Source organism: Nocardia sp. alder85J (genome assembly GCF_020176955.2).
Classification (GTDB): Bacteria; Actinomycetota; Actinomycetes; order Mycobacteriales; family Mycobacteriaceae; genus Nocardia.
Genome location: NZ_JAIUCZ020000002.1, coordinates 1,037,505 through 1,052,754, shown reverse-complemented (window position 1 = coordinate 1,052,754; position 15,250 = coordinate 1,037,505). Strand labels below are relative to the sequence as shown.

The following is a 15,250-nucleotide window of genomic DNA, read 5'->3' as shown; positions in this document are numbered from 1 at the left end:
CTTCCACGCCTCGCCAACGGCCGAAGCATAGCTCGCTATCTCCAGGTAATGCCAGCCAGTGACCGGCACGAGATCGGCCAACACCCGATACCCGGCACCCCGAGCGCCTATCCTCGGACCGGGCCCGGGAAACTTCCGTACCGAATCATGTCGAGGCACCGACCATGGACGACGACCACGCCGCGGCCGCACCCCACGGCGCCGACCGGGCCACAGCCACCCGCACCATGCTCACGGCCCTCGTCGCCGACTTCGCCGCCCGCTGGCACTCCCACGACACCCCACCGGACCTGTCCGCGCACCTGCCCGCCGAACCAGCCCTGCGCCGCTCCGCCCTCATCGAACTCATCAAGATCGACCTGCACGAACGCTGGCAGCGCAGCGACGACGCCCCCCGCCTCGCCGACTACCGCAACCGCTTCCCCGAACTCGCCACCGCACCCCTGCCCCCGGACCTGATCTACGAGGAGATCACCGCCCGCAGCCGCCACACCCAGGTCGACCTGCACGAATACCACGCCGACTATCCCACCCAGATGGCCCGCATCCACCACGCCATCACCCCCGGCGACCACCCGCCCAGCACCCTCGCACCCGGCCCACGCACCACCGCACTGGCCGACCCCACCGCACTCGACGCCCTCGACACCATCAACCCCGGCGCCACCATCGACGACTTCGACCTGCTGCTACCCCTGGGCCAAGGCGCCTTCGCCCGCGTCTTCCTCGCCCGCCAGCGCACCATGAGCCGCCTGGTCGCCGTCAAGATCTCCCACGACCGCGGCATCGAACCGGAAACCCTCGCCCAACTCGACCACGACCACATCGTCCGCGTCTTCGACCAGCGCCACCTCACCGACCGGCACCTCAAACTCATGTACATGCAATACATTCCGGGCGGCACCCTGCTCGGCGTACTGCGACTGCTGCGCCACGTCCCCCCGGCCCACCGCGGCGGCGGCACCCTCCTCGAAGCCGTCGACGCCGCCACCGCCACCGGCGGCGTCCTCGAACCCCACCCCTCGGCCACCCGCACCGAACTCGGCACCCTCAGCTGGCCGGAAACCGTTGCGTGGCTGGGCAGCCGACTCGCCGCCGCCCTGGACTACGCCGGCCGCCACGGCGTCCTGCACCGCGACATCAAACCCGCCAACGTCCTGCTCACCGCCGACGGCCACCCCAAACTCGCCGACTTCAACATCAGCTTCAACCGCCACCTGCCCGGCGCCAACCCGGTCGCCTACTTCGGCGGCTCGCTGCCCTACATGTCACCGGAACAACTGCTCGCCTGCCACCCCGCCCGCGTCGCCTCCGCCGCCGACCTCGACACCCGCAGCGACCTCTACGCCCTCGCCGTCGTCCTCTGGGAATTGCTCACCGGCAGAGTCCCGTTCGACGACGACATCGGCGACGGCGAAACCGAGCACACCCTCCAGGCCATGATCGAACGCCGCAGCCGGCCCGTCGACCCGCGCTTCCACGCCGAACTCCCCACCGACACCCCCGCCCTGCTCCGCCACGCCCTGCTCACCTGCCTCGCCCCCGACCCCGCCGACCGCTACGCCAGCGGCGCCGACCTCGCCCAGCAACTCGAACTCAGCCAGGACCGCGCCGCCCGCGACCTCGTCGACCCACCCGCCCACAGCCTGCGCGCCCGGCTGCGCATGCGGCCCATGCCCGTCGTCACCGTCTCCAGCATGTTCGGGCAATTGCTGGCCGGGCTCTACCTCGGCGCCCACAACACCCGCCTCATCGGCCTGCAACTCGGCGCCGCGGCCGCCGCCCACATCACCCACCTCGGCCTGCTCCTCGCCGCCGTCGGCGTCCCGGTCGCCATCACCGGACTGCTGTACCGATGCCGGCACGTCTTCCTGGTACCCGACGGACTGCGCCGCGGCCGCGTCTTCGACGCCGCCACCCTCGCCCGCGCCCGCGCCGACACCCTCGCCTGCGGCGACCGCATCGCCGCCGTCGCCTTCGCCTGCTGGATCGCCACCCTGCCGATCCTGCTCGCCCGGCTGCTCACCCTCGGCTCCCTGCCACCGGGACTGCTCGTCGACATCATCGCCTCCAACCTCGTCGCCGCCGCGGTCGCGGTGGCCTACACCTACTTCCCGGTCACCTTCTTCGTGATGCGCTGGTACTACCCGCCATTGATCGCCGCAGGCCCCACCACCGACGCCGACCGCATCGGCCTGCAACGGCTGCTGCGCCGCGGCCGCCGCTATCTCGGTGTGGCAGCGTCGGTTCCGCTGATCGGTGTCCCCGCCGGTCTGATGTACCTCACCGCCGACCAGCAGCAGGCCGTCATCGGCGCCATCATCGCGCTGTGCGTCGGCGGGCTGTTCGGCTTCGCGATCGCCCTGCGCGCCTTCTACTCCCTGGACTCGGATCTGCGTGCGCTGGAACGTATCCTGGTTCCACGCCCACATCCCTGACCAACTCCCACGGCCGACCGACCAAGATCGGCTAGGCTCGTCGGCGATGTTAGGACATTCGCACGCAACGAGTGGCGCGCTGGCCTGGTCCGGAGCCGCTGCCGCACTGCCACTTTCGTTTCTCACCTACCCCGTCGTCTCGGGTGGTCACCTCGGCACCGTCGATCTGGTGATGGGCACGTTCCTCACCGCCGGCGCCGCCCTGTTACCCGACGCCGATCACCCCAGCGGCACCATTTCCCATGTGCTGGGACCGGTTTCGCACTACGCCTGCAAGGCGATCAGCTGGGCCTCCGGCGGCCATCGGCATGCCACCCACTCCTTCGCCTTCGTCGCCCTCGTCACGTACGGCACCTGGGCCGGGGTGCACTGGCTCGGCCGCTGGTTCACCCTCGCCCTGGTCTTCTTCCTGCTGGCGCTGGCGGTCCGGGCCCTTAACCTGTGCCCGCCCGGCGAAGGGTTCCGCTCCTATGCGACGGTGGCGATCATCGCGGCCGCCGGAACCTTCGTGATGGACCACTGGATCGCCGACAAACCGACCTGGTTACCGTTCTCCGTCGGTCTCGGCTCGTTCATCCACCTGTTCGGCGACTGCCTCACCGATCACGGCTGCCGCCTGTTCTGGCCGCTGAAGATCCGGACCGCCGTCCCGATCATCAGCCGCACCGGCAACAAGCTCGAAACCTGGGTGCTGTCACCGCTGTTCGTGGCCGGTACGCTCGCGGTGCTCTGGTACTCGATCACCGTCCATCCCTGAGCCCGCGACCACAAGGGAGCCCGCATGGCCGACCGTGAAGAACTGACCTGGGACCTGTTCGGCACGGCCAGCCGGGAATTGGCCGAGCAGGTCGCCGCGGACGACTTCGAGCCGGACCTGATCCTCTCGATCGCCCGCGGCGGCCTGTTCGTCGCGGGCGCGCTCGGCTACGCCCTCGACGTGAAGAACCTGCACGTCATGAACGTCGAGTTCTACACCGGCGTCGACCAGCGGCTGGACATGCCGGTCGTGCTGCCGCCGGTGCCCAGCGCCGTCGACCTGGCCGGCGCCCGCGTCCTGGTCGCCGACGACGTCGCCGACACCGGCGCCACCCTGAAACTGGTGCGCGACTTCTGTAGTGACAAGGTCGCCGAGGTCCGCTGCGCGGTGGTCTACCAGAAGCCGCGCTCGGAGGTCGACTGCGAATACGTCTGGAAGCACACCGACCGCTGGATCAACTTCCCCTGGTCGGTGCTGCCGCCCGTGGTGAACCGCGAACCCCGCGTCCTCGACGCCTGAAACGCCGTTCGGCGCCCGGCCTGTGGCCGGGCGCCGAACCGATCAACGGATACCGAACCGGATCAGATCACCTGTGCCGCAACGATGGTGATCGGCTCCTTCGGCACATCCTGATGACCGGCCTTCGAACCGGTCGCCACACCCTCGATCGAATCCACCACGGCTACGCCGTCGGCGACCCGGCCGAACACCGCATAGCCCCAGCCGTCCTGACCCGGGTAGTTCAGGAAGTCGTTGGCCGAGGTGTTGATGAAGAACTGGGCACTGGCCGAATGCGGATCCGACGTCCGGGCCATGGCCACGGTGTACTTGTCGTTGCGCAGCCCGTTGCTCGCCTCGTTCTCCACCCGGTTCGGCGCCGGCTTCTGCTGCATGTCGGCGGTCAGGCCGCCGCCCTGGATCATGAAGTTCGGGATCACCCGGTGGAAGACGGTCCCGGCGTAGTGGCCGGAACGCACGTAGTCGAGGAAGTTGGCGACGGTCTTCGGCGCCTTCTCCTCATCGAGCTCCAGGGTGATGTCCCCGGCGGAAGTATTCAGCAGCACTTTGGTCATTCGGCCATCGTATGGGACCGGGAACCGGCTCCGGACAACCGTTCTTGGCCTGCGGCGATGAGAATCCGGCCCCCGACCGGGCCCTCCCCTCCCCCTCGATGCTCTCTTTCGAATCGGTGCGTTGTGTCCGCATCGACACACTTCATGTCGAGACATGCGTTGATGCGCATATCTACATCTCCCAATTGCCAATATCTAGGCTCACGCCTCGTACAGCTCCAGTGGCAGCCCGTCGGGGTCGGCGAAGAAAGCGAACCGCTTGCCCGTGTACTCGTCGACGCGGACGTCCTCGGTCGCGATTCCCCGCGCCCGCAGTTCGGCCAGGGCCGCGGCCACATCCGGCACCACGAAGGCCAGGTGCCGCAGCCCCTGCGCCTCCGGCCGCGAGGGCCGCGCCGGCGGGTCCGGGAACGAGAACAGCTCCAGCTGGGCGCCGTCGGGCAATGCCAGATCCAGCTTGTACGAATCACGTTCGGCCCGATAGTTCTCGGCGAGCACCCGCAGGCCCAGCACCTCGGTATAGAACGCCTTCGACCGCCCGTAGTCCGAGGCGATGATCGCCACGTGATGGATGCGCCGCAACTGCATGCCCCGACCGTAGTCGGCGACGCACCCACCACCGGGCGACACTCTCCCCCCCTCCCTGCTTTTCTTCGATCTTCCGCATTCCGTGCGCCGATTCCGACATGGACAGCTTCTAATGCGTAGATGCGCATATCTAGATAGTATTATTTTTTAGTCAGGTCCGCTCCGATGGCCCGGTCCGGGGCAGGTCTGCCACGACGACGATCCGAGGTTGCCGCGCACGGCGTTTCGATGCGACCGGCACCGGGGCGCTACTCCCCCAGGACCGCCTCGGCCGCGGCGACGGTCCGGGCGGCGTACGAACCGCCGAACAGCACCACGTGCACCAGCAGCGGATACAGCTGGTGCAGCGGCACGCGCCGCTGCCAGCCGTCCGCGAGCGGAGCGACCTCCCGATAGGCGGCGAGGATCCGGTCCAGCCGAGGCGCGCCGAACAGGGCCAGCATGGCCAGATCGGTTTCGCGATGGCCGCCGTGCGCGGCCGGATCGACCAGCCGCACACCGGATTCGGTCCAGAGCACATTGCCCGACCACAGATCGCCGTGGATACGACCGGGCGGCTCCGGCGGTCCGGCCAACCGGTCGATCTCGGCCACGACCCGATCGAGCAGCGCGACTCCGCGCGCACCCAGCCGCGGCGCTGCGGCCGGCAGCAGCGGCGCCAGCCGCCGCCGGGCGTACCAGTCGCCCCACTCCCCCGGGTCGATCGTATTGTCCTGCGGCACAGTCGCGATCCAGCCCGGCCAGCCGCCGCCGAAGCGGCCCGGCGACGCGGTGTGCAGGGCCGCCAGCTCCCGGCCGAAACGGTCTGCGGCCGCGGCGGTGGGGGCCGTCTCGGTGAGCCAGGGCAGCACCAGCAGGCCGTGACCGTCGGACCACACCTCCGGGATCAGACCCGCGGGCGCCACCTGCCCGAGCCAGCGCAGGCCGGCCACCTCCGCGGTCAGCGCACCGCCGGAATCCCGATGTGCAGTGGCCGCTTTCACGAAATACTCGGCGCCGGTGGCCGAGCGGGCGCGGGACAGCGTCCCGGTGGGCCCGCGGCCCACTTCCCCAACGGCGACGATCGGGACGCCCAGCAGCGCTTCCAGACGTGCGGTCGGGGCGGTCACCGGCGGCTGTGCAGGTACTCGGCGGTCGCGGCGTCGGCGGGGAAGAACGACTCGATGGCCAGTTCGGCGACGGTGATGTTCATCGGGGTGCCGAAGACCGAGGTCACGCTGAGGAAGGACAGGTCCCGGCCGTCGTGGCGCAGGCGCAGCGGGACGACCGCCTGATCCGGCTCGGGCAGGCCGGTGTGGTCGGTGCCGCCCGGATAGGCGCTCAGTTCGGCGTGCAGCGCCGCGGCGTCGGCGGAGCCGGTGACATCGACCTGCCGCTGCAAGCGGTCGAGCACGTGCCCGCGCCATTCGGCCAGGTTGGTGAGGCGGGGAGCGAGGCCGCGCGGGTGCAGGCTCAGGCGCAGCGCGTTGACCGGCGGGGTCAGCAGTTCGTCGGGGATGCCGTCGAGGAACAGGCCGGCCCCGGCGTTGGCGTCGACCATCGTCCAGTGCATGTCCACGGCGAGCGCGGGATACGGCTCGTGTCCGGTGAGGATCTGCCGGACGGCGGTGCGCACCGGTGCCATGGCGGTGGTGTCGAGCGCGGGTTCGGCGTACACGGGGGCGTAGCCGGCGGCCAGCAGCAGTCGATTGCGTTCGCGCAGTGGGATGTCCAGGTTGTCGGACAGATGCAGGATCATCTGCCGGCTGGGGGTGGCGCGACCGGTTTCGATGAAACTCAGATGCCGCGACGAAGTGTCGGCGCGGCCGGCGAGTTCCAGTTGGCTGAGGCGGCGGGTGGTACGCCAGTGGCGGAGCAGGTCTCCCGCGGTCGGGCTGTGCATTCCGTCGATGGTAGGAACCACCCGGACCCGGAACAATGACCTGGGAGGTAATGCCGCCGACAGGGTGCCGGGTCGGCCGGTGACGGCTAGGGTGGGGGCGTGTCGCTGGTACAGCCTGTGCTCGATCGACTTCCCGCCGGTTATCGCGCCGCCCTGGTCCGGCATCAGGAGCTGATGAAGTTCGCGGTCGTGGGGGCCGTCACCTGGTTCGTCGATACCGGGATGGTCTACACCCTGAAATTCACGGTCTTGCAGGACAAGCCGTTGACGGCTCGCGCACTCGGCGTGCTGTTCGCGACGATCGTGTCGTATGTGCTGAACCGGGAGTGGTCGTTCAGCAGCCGGGGCGGGCGGCAGCGGCATCACGAGGCGGCGCTGTTCTTCGCGGTGAGTGCGCTGGCGATCGTGGTGACGCTGATTCCGCAGGCGATCGCGCTGTACCTGTTCCACATCCGCGTGCCGCACGTGACCGCCACGACGCAGGCGGTGTCGAACTTCGTGAGCGGACAGATCCTGGGTGTGCTGCTGGCGATGGCGTTCCGGTTCTGGGCGCTGCGGCGGTTCGTGTTCCCGGAGCAGTTGCGCGTGGAGGATATCGACGTGCTCTGAGCACGCCGCGGCACCCACTCGAGGCGACCCGTCCGGTACCGTCCGCTCGGTGCTGTCGCCGATCTCGCGCTCGGCACCGCAGGCGCCCTGTCCTCCGCGCTCAGAGCGGCGGCCCGTGCAGGGCAGCAAGCCCCGCGGGCGTGGCGCTGTGGTGATGCGTGGTCGTGGTGGTGTCGGGCCGGATCGGGAACAGTCCGGTGGCCCGGTAGCGCTCGGGGTCGGCGGCGATCGCGCAGGCGGCGGCGGTGACGGCGGCGAGCATCCAGCCGTGCAGAGCGGAGGCGAGCGGGACTCCGGTGGCGGCGGTTTCGACGAGGTCGGCGCGAGTGCGTTCGAGATGACGCAGGGCGGTGTGCAGCCGGAACCGGGCTGCGGGGCGCGTTCCGGCGGCCGGTGCGGGAAGTTGGCCGAGCAGATCGGCGAGCAGGGGGTGCAGACGCCGGTCGACAGCGGGGGCCGGCAGCCGGGCGGCAAGTGCCGCGGCGGCGCGCAGCGGCGTGGGGACCGTCCGGGCACCGGTCGCCGCGAGCAGGGCCGCCATCGGATCACCGGAGGTCACCGACGGCCGGAGGTCACCTGGGCACACCGACGGCCGAGGGTCGCCGGAGCTCACCGACGGCGGGAGGTCACGGGAGTCCGCCACTGGTCGACCGTCACCGGGATCCACCGAGGGGCCGAGGTCGCGCGGTTTCGTCAGGGGCCGGAGATGGGGCGGGGCGGGCGGTGGGACGGACAGCAGGGCTTGGGCCGAGAGACCGATGCGGAGGGTGTGGATGAGGTCGGTGTGGCCGAGCCGGTGCCGTTGACGTTCGTCGAGCCGCCACCACAGCCAGGTGGCCAGGAGCCAGATGCGTTGTCCGGGGCGGGTGTCGAGGTCGAGAAAGGCCGGGTCGGCGGCGAGGCCGCCGGTGGCGGGGAGGGGGTGCGAGGGTGGTGCGAATGGCCGGGCATGGGGGTGGGCCGGTGAGCCCGAACCGCCGGGGGCCGAGGGCAGGTCATTGTCACCGCCGGACATCGTTGTCCCCCATCAGCTTTCGCCGATATGCCGGTCCGGTCGGCCGGGATGGGCGGCGTCCCCGGATCCTGTGACGAGTGTGCGGCACATCGCTTCCGATGTCAATGCGCTATGAATGCTGCACGCCCGCACGGGTTCTCGGGGACGCCGCCGGCGGGAGCGGGGGCTCAGTGCCAGAGCACGGCGACGAAGACGTTGGTGATGGCGAGCAGGCCGGCGGCGTGGGTCATCCACGGCAGGGACTTGTCGCGCTTGGCGTCGGCGTGGCCGATTTCGGCGAATGCGGCGACGGCGACCGCGATCACGAGCTTGGTGATGATCTTCGCCATGTCGAGATGTTTGTCCAGGGAGTGGACGGAGTCGGCGAGGCCGACGAGGACGAGGCCGGTGACGATCTGCGCCCGGGCGCCCCACACCATGACGGCGGAGACCTTGGGCTGTCCGGCCGCGTAGCCGCCGATGACGGCGGCGAGACCGAGGAGGTGGGTCACGACCACCAGGTTGTAGACGACTGTCATGGGTGCACAGCGTAGTGGATCGCGTGGCGAAAACTACGCCGAGTAGTAGAAAAGCCGCCGCCGTATCGGCGGCGGCTCGACGATCCGCGAGCGGACCGTGTTACTCCACGATCAGCAGGCTGCCGTTCGGCACCATGGTGATACCGGCCGGATCGACCGTACCCACGACCGGACCGGTGCAGTGCCGGCCGGCGTGGACCTCGACGACCTTGTCGGTGGTGTTGCCGACGATGGTCTGGAACGAATTGCCGGTGTCGATGCAGCCGGTCGGGTTGTCGTAGACCTTGCCGTTGATGCTGACCGTGCCGTCGGCGGCCTGCGCCGGTCCGGCGACGAGCACGCCCATGGCGCCGGCCGCGACGACCGCCGCGGCGAACCCAGCGGTACGAAACATCTGTGCCTCCAATTTCTTTGGATCCCGACCCGTGCACACCAGGCTAGCGAACCGGCGGGGCGGGGGCGGCAGGAAGGCCGTTCCCCGCGGATTGCGGTCGGATATCACAAACGTGATATCACAGATGAAATATCACGGATCGGTTCGCGTTTCGGCCGCGTGCCCGTCGGGTAGTCATGTCCAAGTGGCTTCCGGCGGCCGGGCCGTCCGGCGGGAGTCGAGACGTTGTCACTGTTGTGGATGGCTAGGAGAGCTGCGGTGGCGGTTGTACTCGTGCTGCGTGCGCGCGGGCTCGGTGATCTCCTCACCGCGGTGCCCGCGCTGCGGGCGTTGCGCAGGGCCCGGCCGCACGATCACCTCGTCCTGGCCGCGCCACAACGACTCAAGCCGATCGTCGACCTGATCACGTCGGTGGACGAGCTGACGCCGACCGCCGATGCCAGGAGTCTGCGCTGGGAGGGCGAACCACCCGAGCTGGCGGTGAATCTGCACAGCGGTGGCGCCGAGGGCATCGTCGAACTGGCCCGGACCTCGCCGGGGCGCATCCTCACCTATCGTCACCCGGGCGTGCCCGAGGTCGGCGGGCCGGAGTGGCAGCCGGAGATGCACGAGGTCGATCGCTGGTGCCATCTGCTGGAGACCGACGGCATGAACGCCGATCGGCGCAATCTCGGCCTGGTGCCGCCGGTTTCGACGACCAGCCATCGGGATTGCGTGGTGGTGCACGCCGGTGCGGGCGCCGCGGCCCGGCAGTGGCCGGCGGATCGGTTCGCCGCGGTGGTCGCCCATCTACTGGTGACCGGTCGCGAGGTGGTGCTCACCGGCGACGAGTTCGACCGGCCCGCGGCGCTGGAGATCGCCGCGCGCGCGGGCCTGCCGCAGCGGCAGGTGCTGGCGGGTAAGCAGAATCTGATCGAACTCGCCGCGACGGTCGCGGAGGCCGGGCTGATGGTGTGCGGCGATACCGGAGTGGCGCATCTGGCGACCGCGTTCGGGACCAGGACGGTGGTGCTGTTCGGGCCGACCTCGCCGAGCCGGGGCGGCCCGCCGCCGCATCTGCTGGGGCGGCACGCGGTGCTGTGGTCGGGCCGGATCGGCGAACCCGACGGCGATCTGCCCGATCCGGGGTTGCTGGAGATCACCACCGGACAGGTGATCGAGGCGGTCGACGGGCAGTTGCACCGGCGGGCGCTGGCGAGTGCGGCGACCGAGCGCCGACGGGCCGGATTCCGCCGGGTCGGTTGATACCCGCAATCGATCGGCGAATTTCATCACCGCGCCGAGTGTCACGACAGAACCAGTTCTGATCTGCGTGTCGTTATCTCGCCGTGACGGCGTGGCTGGTACTTTGCCGCGCTGTGATGTTCACACGAAGTTTGCGGAACTCGCCGCCGGGTGTGCGCGGAACCCGATGCCGGTGCTGAGATCGGCGCGGCCGCGGCGCAGCCGGCGCGCGGCCGCCCAGGCGGTGGCGATCACGGCGGTGGTCGGCGCGTCGGCGGTGACCGCGCTGGTGGCGGCGGACCGCCACGGGGCCGGGCATGCCGGCGGCCCAGGCACGCTCGGGCACACCCTGGCCGCGGCGACCCGGCCGCTGGACCCGCACGCCGTATCGGCCCCGCCGGACCCGATTCTCGAAGTGGCCCAGGACTTCCGGCCGCGCACGGTGCGACCGGTGGCCGGCGAGCTGACCTCCGGATTCGGGATGCGGTGGGGAATGCTGCACGCGGGCATCGACTTCGGCGAGGCGCTGGGCACACCGATCGCGGCGGTCACCGACGGCGTGGTGGTCGAGGCCGGTCCGGTGTCCGGATTCGGGCTGTGGGTGCGGATGCGGCAGGACGACGGGACCATCGGTGTCTACGGGCACGTCGACCGGATCCTGGTATCCGTGGGCGAGGCGGTGCGGGCCGGGGACCTCATCGCGACCGTCGGCAATCGTGGCTTCTCCACCGGCCCGCATCTGCACTACGAGGTGTGGACCGGTGAGTCCGGCGCCAAGATCGACCCGGTGCCGTGGCTGGCCGCCCGGGGTGTCGACGTCGACGACCCGGTACCGACGACACCATGGGATCGCCTGCGCGACAAGGACCTGCATCGCGGTATGACCGGTCCACGCTGACCGGACCGACCATGGCGGCCCGCCGGGCACGGACACGCTTCGGCACTCGCCGCCGCAGGGCACCCGGCGCCACCGGCCCACGGCATCGACAGCGTGTGTCTCCGGCGCGGAGCGGACCTCGCCCGGGGAAGCACGGAATTCACAGTGGGATGGTGTCGAGCACCTCGCGGACCACGGCGAGGACCTCCGGTAGCTCCGCCGGACCCGGGGAGCCGACGGCCAGCCGCAGGCCGTGCGGGACGTGCGCGGTGGTGGCGAAGAGGTGGGCGGTGCAGACGCGGATGCCGCGGCGGGACAGTTCGGCGGCGATGCGGTCCATCCGCTGGCCGGGATCCACCGGGAGCCAGGCGAAATAGGAGCGCGGGTGGGCGCGGATCGGCAGGCCCGCGAGCTCCCGGGCCAGGATGCGCTGGTGTTGTTCGGCGGCGGTGCGGGCGGCGGCCTCCAGGGCGGTGACGGTGCCGTCGCGCAGCCAGCGGGTGGCCAGGGCGGTGATCAGGCCCGGTGGTCCGGCCATGGTGATGCGGGCGGCTCGGGTCACGGCCGGGATCGCCGGTGCGGGGGCGACGATCAGCCCGAAACGCAGGCCCGCCGCGACGCTTTTGGACAGGCTCGACACCCGGTAGGTGCGTTCGGGGGCGAGGGTGACCAGCGCGGGTGGGGCGGGGTCGGCGAGGAAGGCGTAGGCGGCGTCCTCGATCAGCAGCAGATCGTGTTCGCGGGCCAGCGCGACCAGGCGGCTGCGGGTGCCGGCGTCGAGCACCCAGCCCAGCGGGTTGTGCAGGGTTGGCATGGTGTAGACCGCGCGGATCCGGTGCAGGCGGCAGGCGGCGGCCAGGGCGGTGAGGTCGGTGCCCGTCTCCCCCGCCGGGATCGGCAGCAGGCGCAGGCGATGCGCGGCGGCGAGGGTCTTGAATCCGGGATAGGTCAGTTCGTCCACGGCGACGGCGTCGCCGGGTGCCAGCGCGGCGTGCAGCACCAGATCCAGGCCGTGCTGGACACCGGCGGTGAGGACGACGCGGTCCGGGTCGGCGCTGATCGCGTGCCCGGCCAGGTGGTCCGCCGCGGCCTGCCGGTCGGTGTGGCGGCCGCCGGGCGGCTGCTGGCGCAGCAGCGCGTCCACGTCGCCGGTGGCGGCCAGCTCGCGTAACGCGGTGCGGAGCAGGTGCGCGCGGTGCGGCGAGAACGGCTGGGTCAGCGACAGATCCGCCCACACGGCGTCGGGGCCGTTACCCGGGGCGGTCAGCCGGACCGGGCGGTCGCGCACGAAGGTGCCCCGGCCGGGTTCGCCGACGACCAGCCCGGCGCGTTCGAGTTCGGCGTAGGCGCGGGTGGCGGTGGCGACCGCGATTCCCCAGTCGGCGGCCAGTTCCCGATGGGTGGGCAGCCGGGAGCCGGGCGGGCGGCTGCCGTCGCCGATCTGCGCCGCCAGGGCCCGCGCCACCGTCCGATAGGTCGACACGCCGCCACTGTACGCAGGACAATTGATTGATCGTCCTACCCGGCGCTGCCTACCGTCACGGCCGTGACCTCGATATCGCGTACCACCTCGACCGAACTACCCCCGCTGGACTATCTGCGGCGCCTGCTGGACGGCACCCTCGGTGCCGGTGACAGCTGCCGGTTCGCCGCGCCCACCGCGATCGCGCGCACGCTCGGGTTCCGGCTGGTCGAGGTCGGGCCCGGGACGGCGGCGATGGAGGTGGACGCCGACGCGGACCGGCACGGCAACCAGCAGGGCACCGTGCACGGCGGGCTGATCACGGAGCTGGCCGATGCCGCGATCGGCACCGCGCATTCCACGCTGGTGGCCGCGGGCGAGAGTTTCACCAGTGTGGAGTTGCGGGTGGTGTTCCTGCGGCCGGTGTGGCGGGAGACGTTGCGCGCCACCGCGCGTGCGGTCGAGCACGGCCGCACGCTGACCCATTGGGAGTGCGTGGTGACCCGTGCGGACGGTAAGGCGGTGGCGCGGGTCAGCAGTGTGGTGACCACCCTGCGCGGGCAGCGGTCGGCGGGGCGCTGACGGTCAGCGCAATCGCTCCGCATCCTTGGTCAGCGACACCAGGGTGGTGGTGAGCCGGCCCAGCTCCCGGGCATCGGCGCCCTCGGCGACAGCGATGGCGACGTCCTCGGCGGCACAGCGGGCGGCGAACCAGCGGTCGGCCAGATCGGCGGCCTCCTGGGCGCTGAGGACCACGGCATCGTCGGGAATTCCGGTGCCCTCCAGCCCTTTCCGATGCTCGTAGGCACGTTGCCGGCAGGACTGACGGCAGTATCGGCGGCGACGACCGACGTCGGATTCGGCGATCTCCCGCCCACACCACAGGCAGGACAGCAGCAGACGGCGCGGCATGGTCCGACACCTTAACCGGAACGCAACCGTTACGCTGGCGGCACGCCGACCCGATCCGGGAATGGGGTCGCCGCAATCGCACGGTGACACCACCACTAAAATGTCGGGGTTGACCATCGCCGGGAACTGTTTTATAGCAGGGCTCGTTCATACTTGTGTAGAGCGTTGCCGAACAGGCTAGAGAGGACCGCACACCATGGCAGATCGCGTACTCCGAGGCAGCCGGCTCGGAGCGGTGAGCTACGAGACCGACCGCGACCACGACCTGGCGCCGCGTCGGATGGCGCGGTACCGGACCGACAACGGCGAAGAGTTCGATGTGCCCTTCGCCGACGACGCCGAGATCCCCGCGACCTGGCTGTGCCGTAACGGCCAGGAGGGCGTGCTGCTCGAGGGTTCCAGCCAGGAGCCCAAGAAGGTCAAGCCGCCGCGCACGCACTGGGACATGCTGCTCGAGCGTCGCTCCAAGGAGGAGCTCGAGGAGCTGCTCCAGGAGCGTCTGGAACTGCTCAAGACCCGCCGCGGGCGGATCTAGACCGACATGACGAAGCCGCGCTCACCCTCTCCGGGTGAGCGCGGCTTCGTCGTTACCGCGGTCCGTCGTCACAGTGCGGCCCGGTCGGCACAGCGCCGCTCGTCGCGGCGGGGCCCGGTGGTTACCGCGCGACGCGGCGATACTGCAACAGCGACAACGGGATCGCGACGGCGAGGATCGCCAGCGAGCAGCCGACCGAGTACGCCACACAGTGCTCGGCCGCCCAGCCCCGCGGCGGCGTGAACGACGGCGGCGCGCCGTTGCCGAACAACGTCCGGCCCGACGCCGCGACCGCGGTGATCGGATTCCATTCCGCCACCGCGCGCAGCGGGCCCGGCAACGTCTCGGCGGAGATGAACGCCGACGACACGAACGTCACCGGGAACAACCAGATCAGGCCCGCACTCTGGGCCACCTCCACGCTCGGCGACAGCAGCCCGGTGAGCGCGCCCACCCAGGACATCGCGAACGCGAACAGCAGGATCACCCCGAAAGCCAGTGCGGCATCACCGAATCCGTCGTTGATCCGCCAGCCGACCACGTAGCCGCAGCCGGCCATGACCGCCAGCGCCAGCATGTTCACCAGCAGATCCGACAGGGTGCGCCCGGCCAGCACCGCCAGCCGCGACATCGGCAGCGTCCGCATCCGGTCGATGATGCCCTGTTGCAGGTCGTTGGCCAGGCCGACGGTGGTGAAGGCCGCGTTGAACGCCACGGTCTGGGTGAAGATGCCGGCCAGCAGGAACTCCCGGTACTGGCTGCCGCCCAGCGAGGCGCCGAAGATGTACGCGAACAGGAACACGAACATCAGCGGCTGGATGGTGGCCGTCACCAGCAGCGTCGGCACCCGCAGGATGGTCAGCAGATTGCGGTGGGCGACGATCGCACTGTCGCGGAACAGCCGCATCGACGGGGCCGGTGGATGCCGATACACCGGCGCGGCAGCCCCGGGAACCTCGGTGGTCT

General features: G+C 70.5%; 18 protein-coding genes. 8 read left to right on the top strand and 10 right to left on the bottom strand.

All coding sequences use genetic code 11. The features are described from left to right. Window positions 1-164: 164 nt before the first annotated feature. The 3 genes from LBW94_RS10880 to LBW94_RS10870 are packed head-to-tail and all read left to right on the top strand — an operon-like array spanning window position 165 to window position 3,714. Window positions 165-2,438 (top strand): serine/threonine-protein kinase, encoded by a 2,274-nt coding sequence (locus LBW94_RS10880; protein WP_225053616.1) that lies wholly within the window; start codon window positions 165-167, stop codon window positions 2,436-2,438. A gap of 46 nt (window positions 2,439-2,484) precedes the next feature. After that, window positions 2,485-3,195 (top strand): metal-dependent hydrolase, encoded by a 711-nt coding sequence (locus LBW94_RS10875; protein WP_225053615.1) that lies wholly within the window; start codon window positions 2,485-2,487, stop codon window positions 3,193-3,195. 24 nt (window positions 3,196-3,219) lie between these two features. After that, entirely contained in the window at window positions 3,220-3,714 is a 495-nt protein-coding gene (locus LBW94_RS10870; RefSeq protein ID WP_225053613.1) for a phosphoribosyltransferase, read from the top strand. A 62-nt stretch (window positions 3,715-3,776) separates the two neighbouring features. Here LBW94_RS10870 and LBW94_RS10865 read toward each other — a convergent pair whose 3' ends face one another. The 4 genes from LBW94_RS10865 to LBW94_RS10850 form a co-directional block, all read right to left on the bottom strand. Continuing rightward, window positions 3,777-4,268 carry a peptidylprolyl isomerase gene (locus LBW94_RS10865; protein ID WP_225053610.1) on the bottom strand — a complete coding sequence of 164 codons (492 nt, stop codon included), beginning with the start codon at window positions 4,266-4,268 and terminating at the stop codon, window positions 3,777-3,779. 201 nt (window positions 4,269-4,469) lie between these two features. Beyond that, on the bottom strand, window positions 4,470-4,856 hold the full coding sequence (locus LBW94_RS10860) for a VOC family protein (protein ID WP_225053609.1): 387 nt from the start codon (window positions 4,854-4,856) through the stop codon (window positions 4,470-4,472). Window positions 4,857-5,104: 248 nt separating this feature from the next. Beyond that, window positions 5,105-5,965, bottom strand: coding sequence for a fructosamine kinase family protein (locus LBW94_RS10855; protein ID WP_225053607.1), 861 nt, complete (start codon window positions 5,963-5,965; stop codon window positions 5,105-5,107). Beyond that, window positions 5,962-6,738 carry a helix-turn-helix domain-containing protein gene (locus LBW94_RS10850; RefSeq protein ID WP_225053605.1) on the bottom strand — a complete coding sequence of 259 codons (777 nt, stop codon included), beginning with the start codon at window positions 6,736-6,738 and terminating at the stop codon, window positions 5,962-5,964. Before LBW94_RS10850 ends, LBW94_RS10855 begins: the two co-directional genes overlap by 4 nt. 99 nt (window positions 6,739-6,837) lie before the next feature. On the opposite strand from LBW94_RS10850, the gene LBW94_RS10845 reads away from it, so the two are divergent. Then, complete coding sequence (locus tag LBW94_RS10845; RefSeq protein ID WP_225053604.1) at window positions 6,838-7,347, top strand: GtrA family protein; 510 nt, start codon at window positions 6,838-6,840, stop codon at window positions 7,345-7,347. A 100-nt stretch (window positions 7,348-7,447) separates the two neighbouring features. Here LBW94_RS10845 and LBW94_RS10840 read toward each other — a convergent pair whose 3' ends face one another. The 3 genes from LBW94_RS10840 to LBW94_RS10830 all read right to left on the bottom strand — a co-directional run bounded on the left by LBW94_RS10840 (window position 7,448) and on the right by LBW94_RS10830 (window position 9,274). Next, window positions 7,448-8,362, bottom strand: coding sequence for a hypothetical protein (locus LBW94_RS10840; RefSeq protein WP_225053602.1), 915 nt, complete (start codon window positions 8,360-8,362; stop codon window positions 7,448-7,450). Window positions 8,363-8,529: 167 nt separating this feature from the next. Then, a complete protein-coding gene (locus LBW94_RS10835) occupies window positions 8,530-8,880 on the bottom strand; it encodes a hypothetical protein (protein WP_225053601.1) in 351 nt (116 codons plus the stop codon). A 100-nt stretch (window positions 8,881-8,980) separates the two neighbouring features. Then, window positions 8,981-9,274 carry a hypothetical protein gene (locus tag LBW94_RS10830; RefSeq protein ID WP_225053599.1) on the bottom strand — a complete coding sequence of 98 codons (294 nt, stop codon included), beginning with the start codon at window positions 9,272-9,274 and terminating at the stop codon, window positions 8,981-8,983. Between the two features lie 258 nt (window positions 9,275-9,532). On the opposite strand from LBW94_RS10830, the gene LBW94_RS10825 reads away from it, so the two are divergent. Both LBW94_RS10825 and LBW94_RS10820 read left to right on the top strand, forming a co-directional pair. After that, the gene (locus tag LBW94_RS10825) at window positions 9,533-10,519 is read left to right on the top strand and encodes a glycosyltransferase family 9 protein (RefSeq protein WP_225053598.1); all 987 of its coding nucleotides are present in this window, start codon (window positions 9,533-9,535) and stop codon (window positions 10,517-10,519) included. A gap of 172 nt (window positions 10,520-10,691) precedes the next feature. Then, window positions 10,692-11,396 (top strand): M23 family metallopeptidase, encoded by a 705-nt coding sequence (locus LBW94_RS10820; RefSeq protein ID WP_225053860.1) that lies wholly within the window; start codon window positions 10,692-10,694, stop codon window positions 11,394-11,396. A 139-nt stretch (window positions 11,397-11,535) separates the two neighbouring features. On the opposite strand, the gene LBW94_RS10815 is transcribed toward LBW94_RS10820, so the two are convergent. Then, window positions 11,536-12,858, bottom strand: coding sequence for a PLP-dependent aminotransferase family protein (locus LBW94_RS10815; RefSeq protein ID WP_225053596.1), 1,323 nt, complete (start codon window positions 12,856-12,858; stop codon window positions 11,536-11,538). A gap of 123 nt (window positions 12,859-12,981) precedes the next feature. Between LBW94_RS10815 and LBW94_RS10810 the strand changes: the two genes are divergently transcribed. Next, window positions 12,982-13,419, top strand: coding sequence for a PaaI family thioesterase (locus LBW94_RS10810; RefSeq protein ID WP_416276870.1), 438 nt, complete (start codon window positions 12,982-12,984; stop codon window positions 13,417-13,419). Window positions 13,420-13,422: 3 nt separating this feature from the next. Here LBW94_RS10810 and LBW94_RS10805 read toward each other — a convergent pair whose 3' ends face one another. Continuing rightward, window positions 13,423-13,749, bottom strand: a complete 327-nt coding sequence (locus LBW94_RS10805) for a hypothetical protein (protein WP_225053593.1) — start codon at window positions 13,747-13,749, stop codon at window positions 13,423-13,425. A 196-nt stretch (window positions 13,750-13,945) separates the two neighbouring features. On the opposite strand from LBW94_RS10805, the gene LBW94_RS10800 reads away from it, so the two are divergent. Continuing rightward, entirely contained in the window at window positions 13,946-14,284 is a 339-nt protein-coding gene (locus tag LBW94_RS10800; protein WP_225053592.1) for an RNA polymerase-binding protein RbpA, read from the top strand. Between the two features lie 121 nt (window positions 14,285-14,405). Here the strand turns inward: LBW94_RS10800 and LBW94_RS10795 are convergent, their stop codons facing one another. Then, window positions 14,406-15,185, bottom strand: a complete 780-nt coding sequence (locus LBW94_RS10795) for an ABC transporter permease (protein ID WP_225053858.1) — start codon at window positions 15,183-15,185, stop codon at window positions 14,406-14,408. Window positions 15,186-15,250 lie beyond the last annotated feature (65 nt).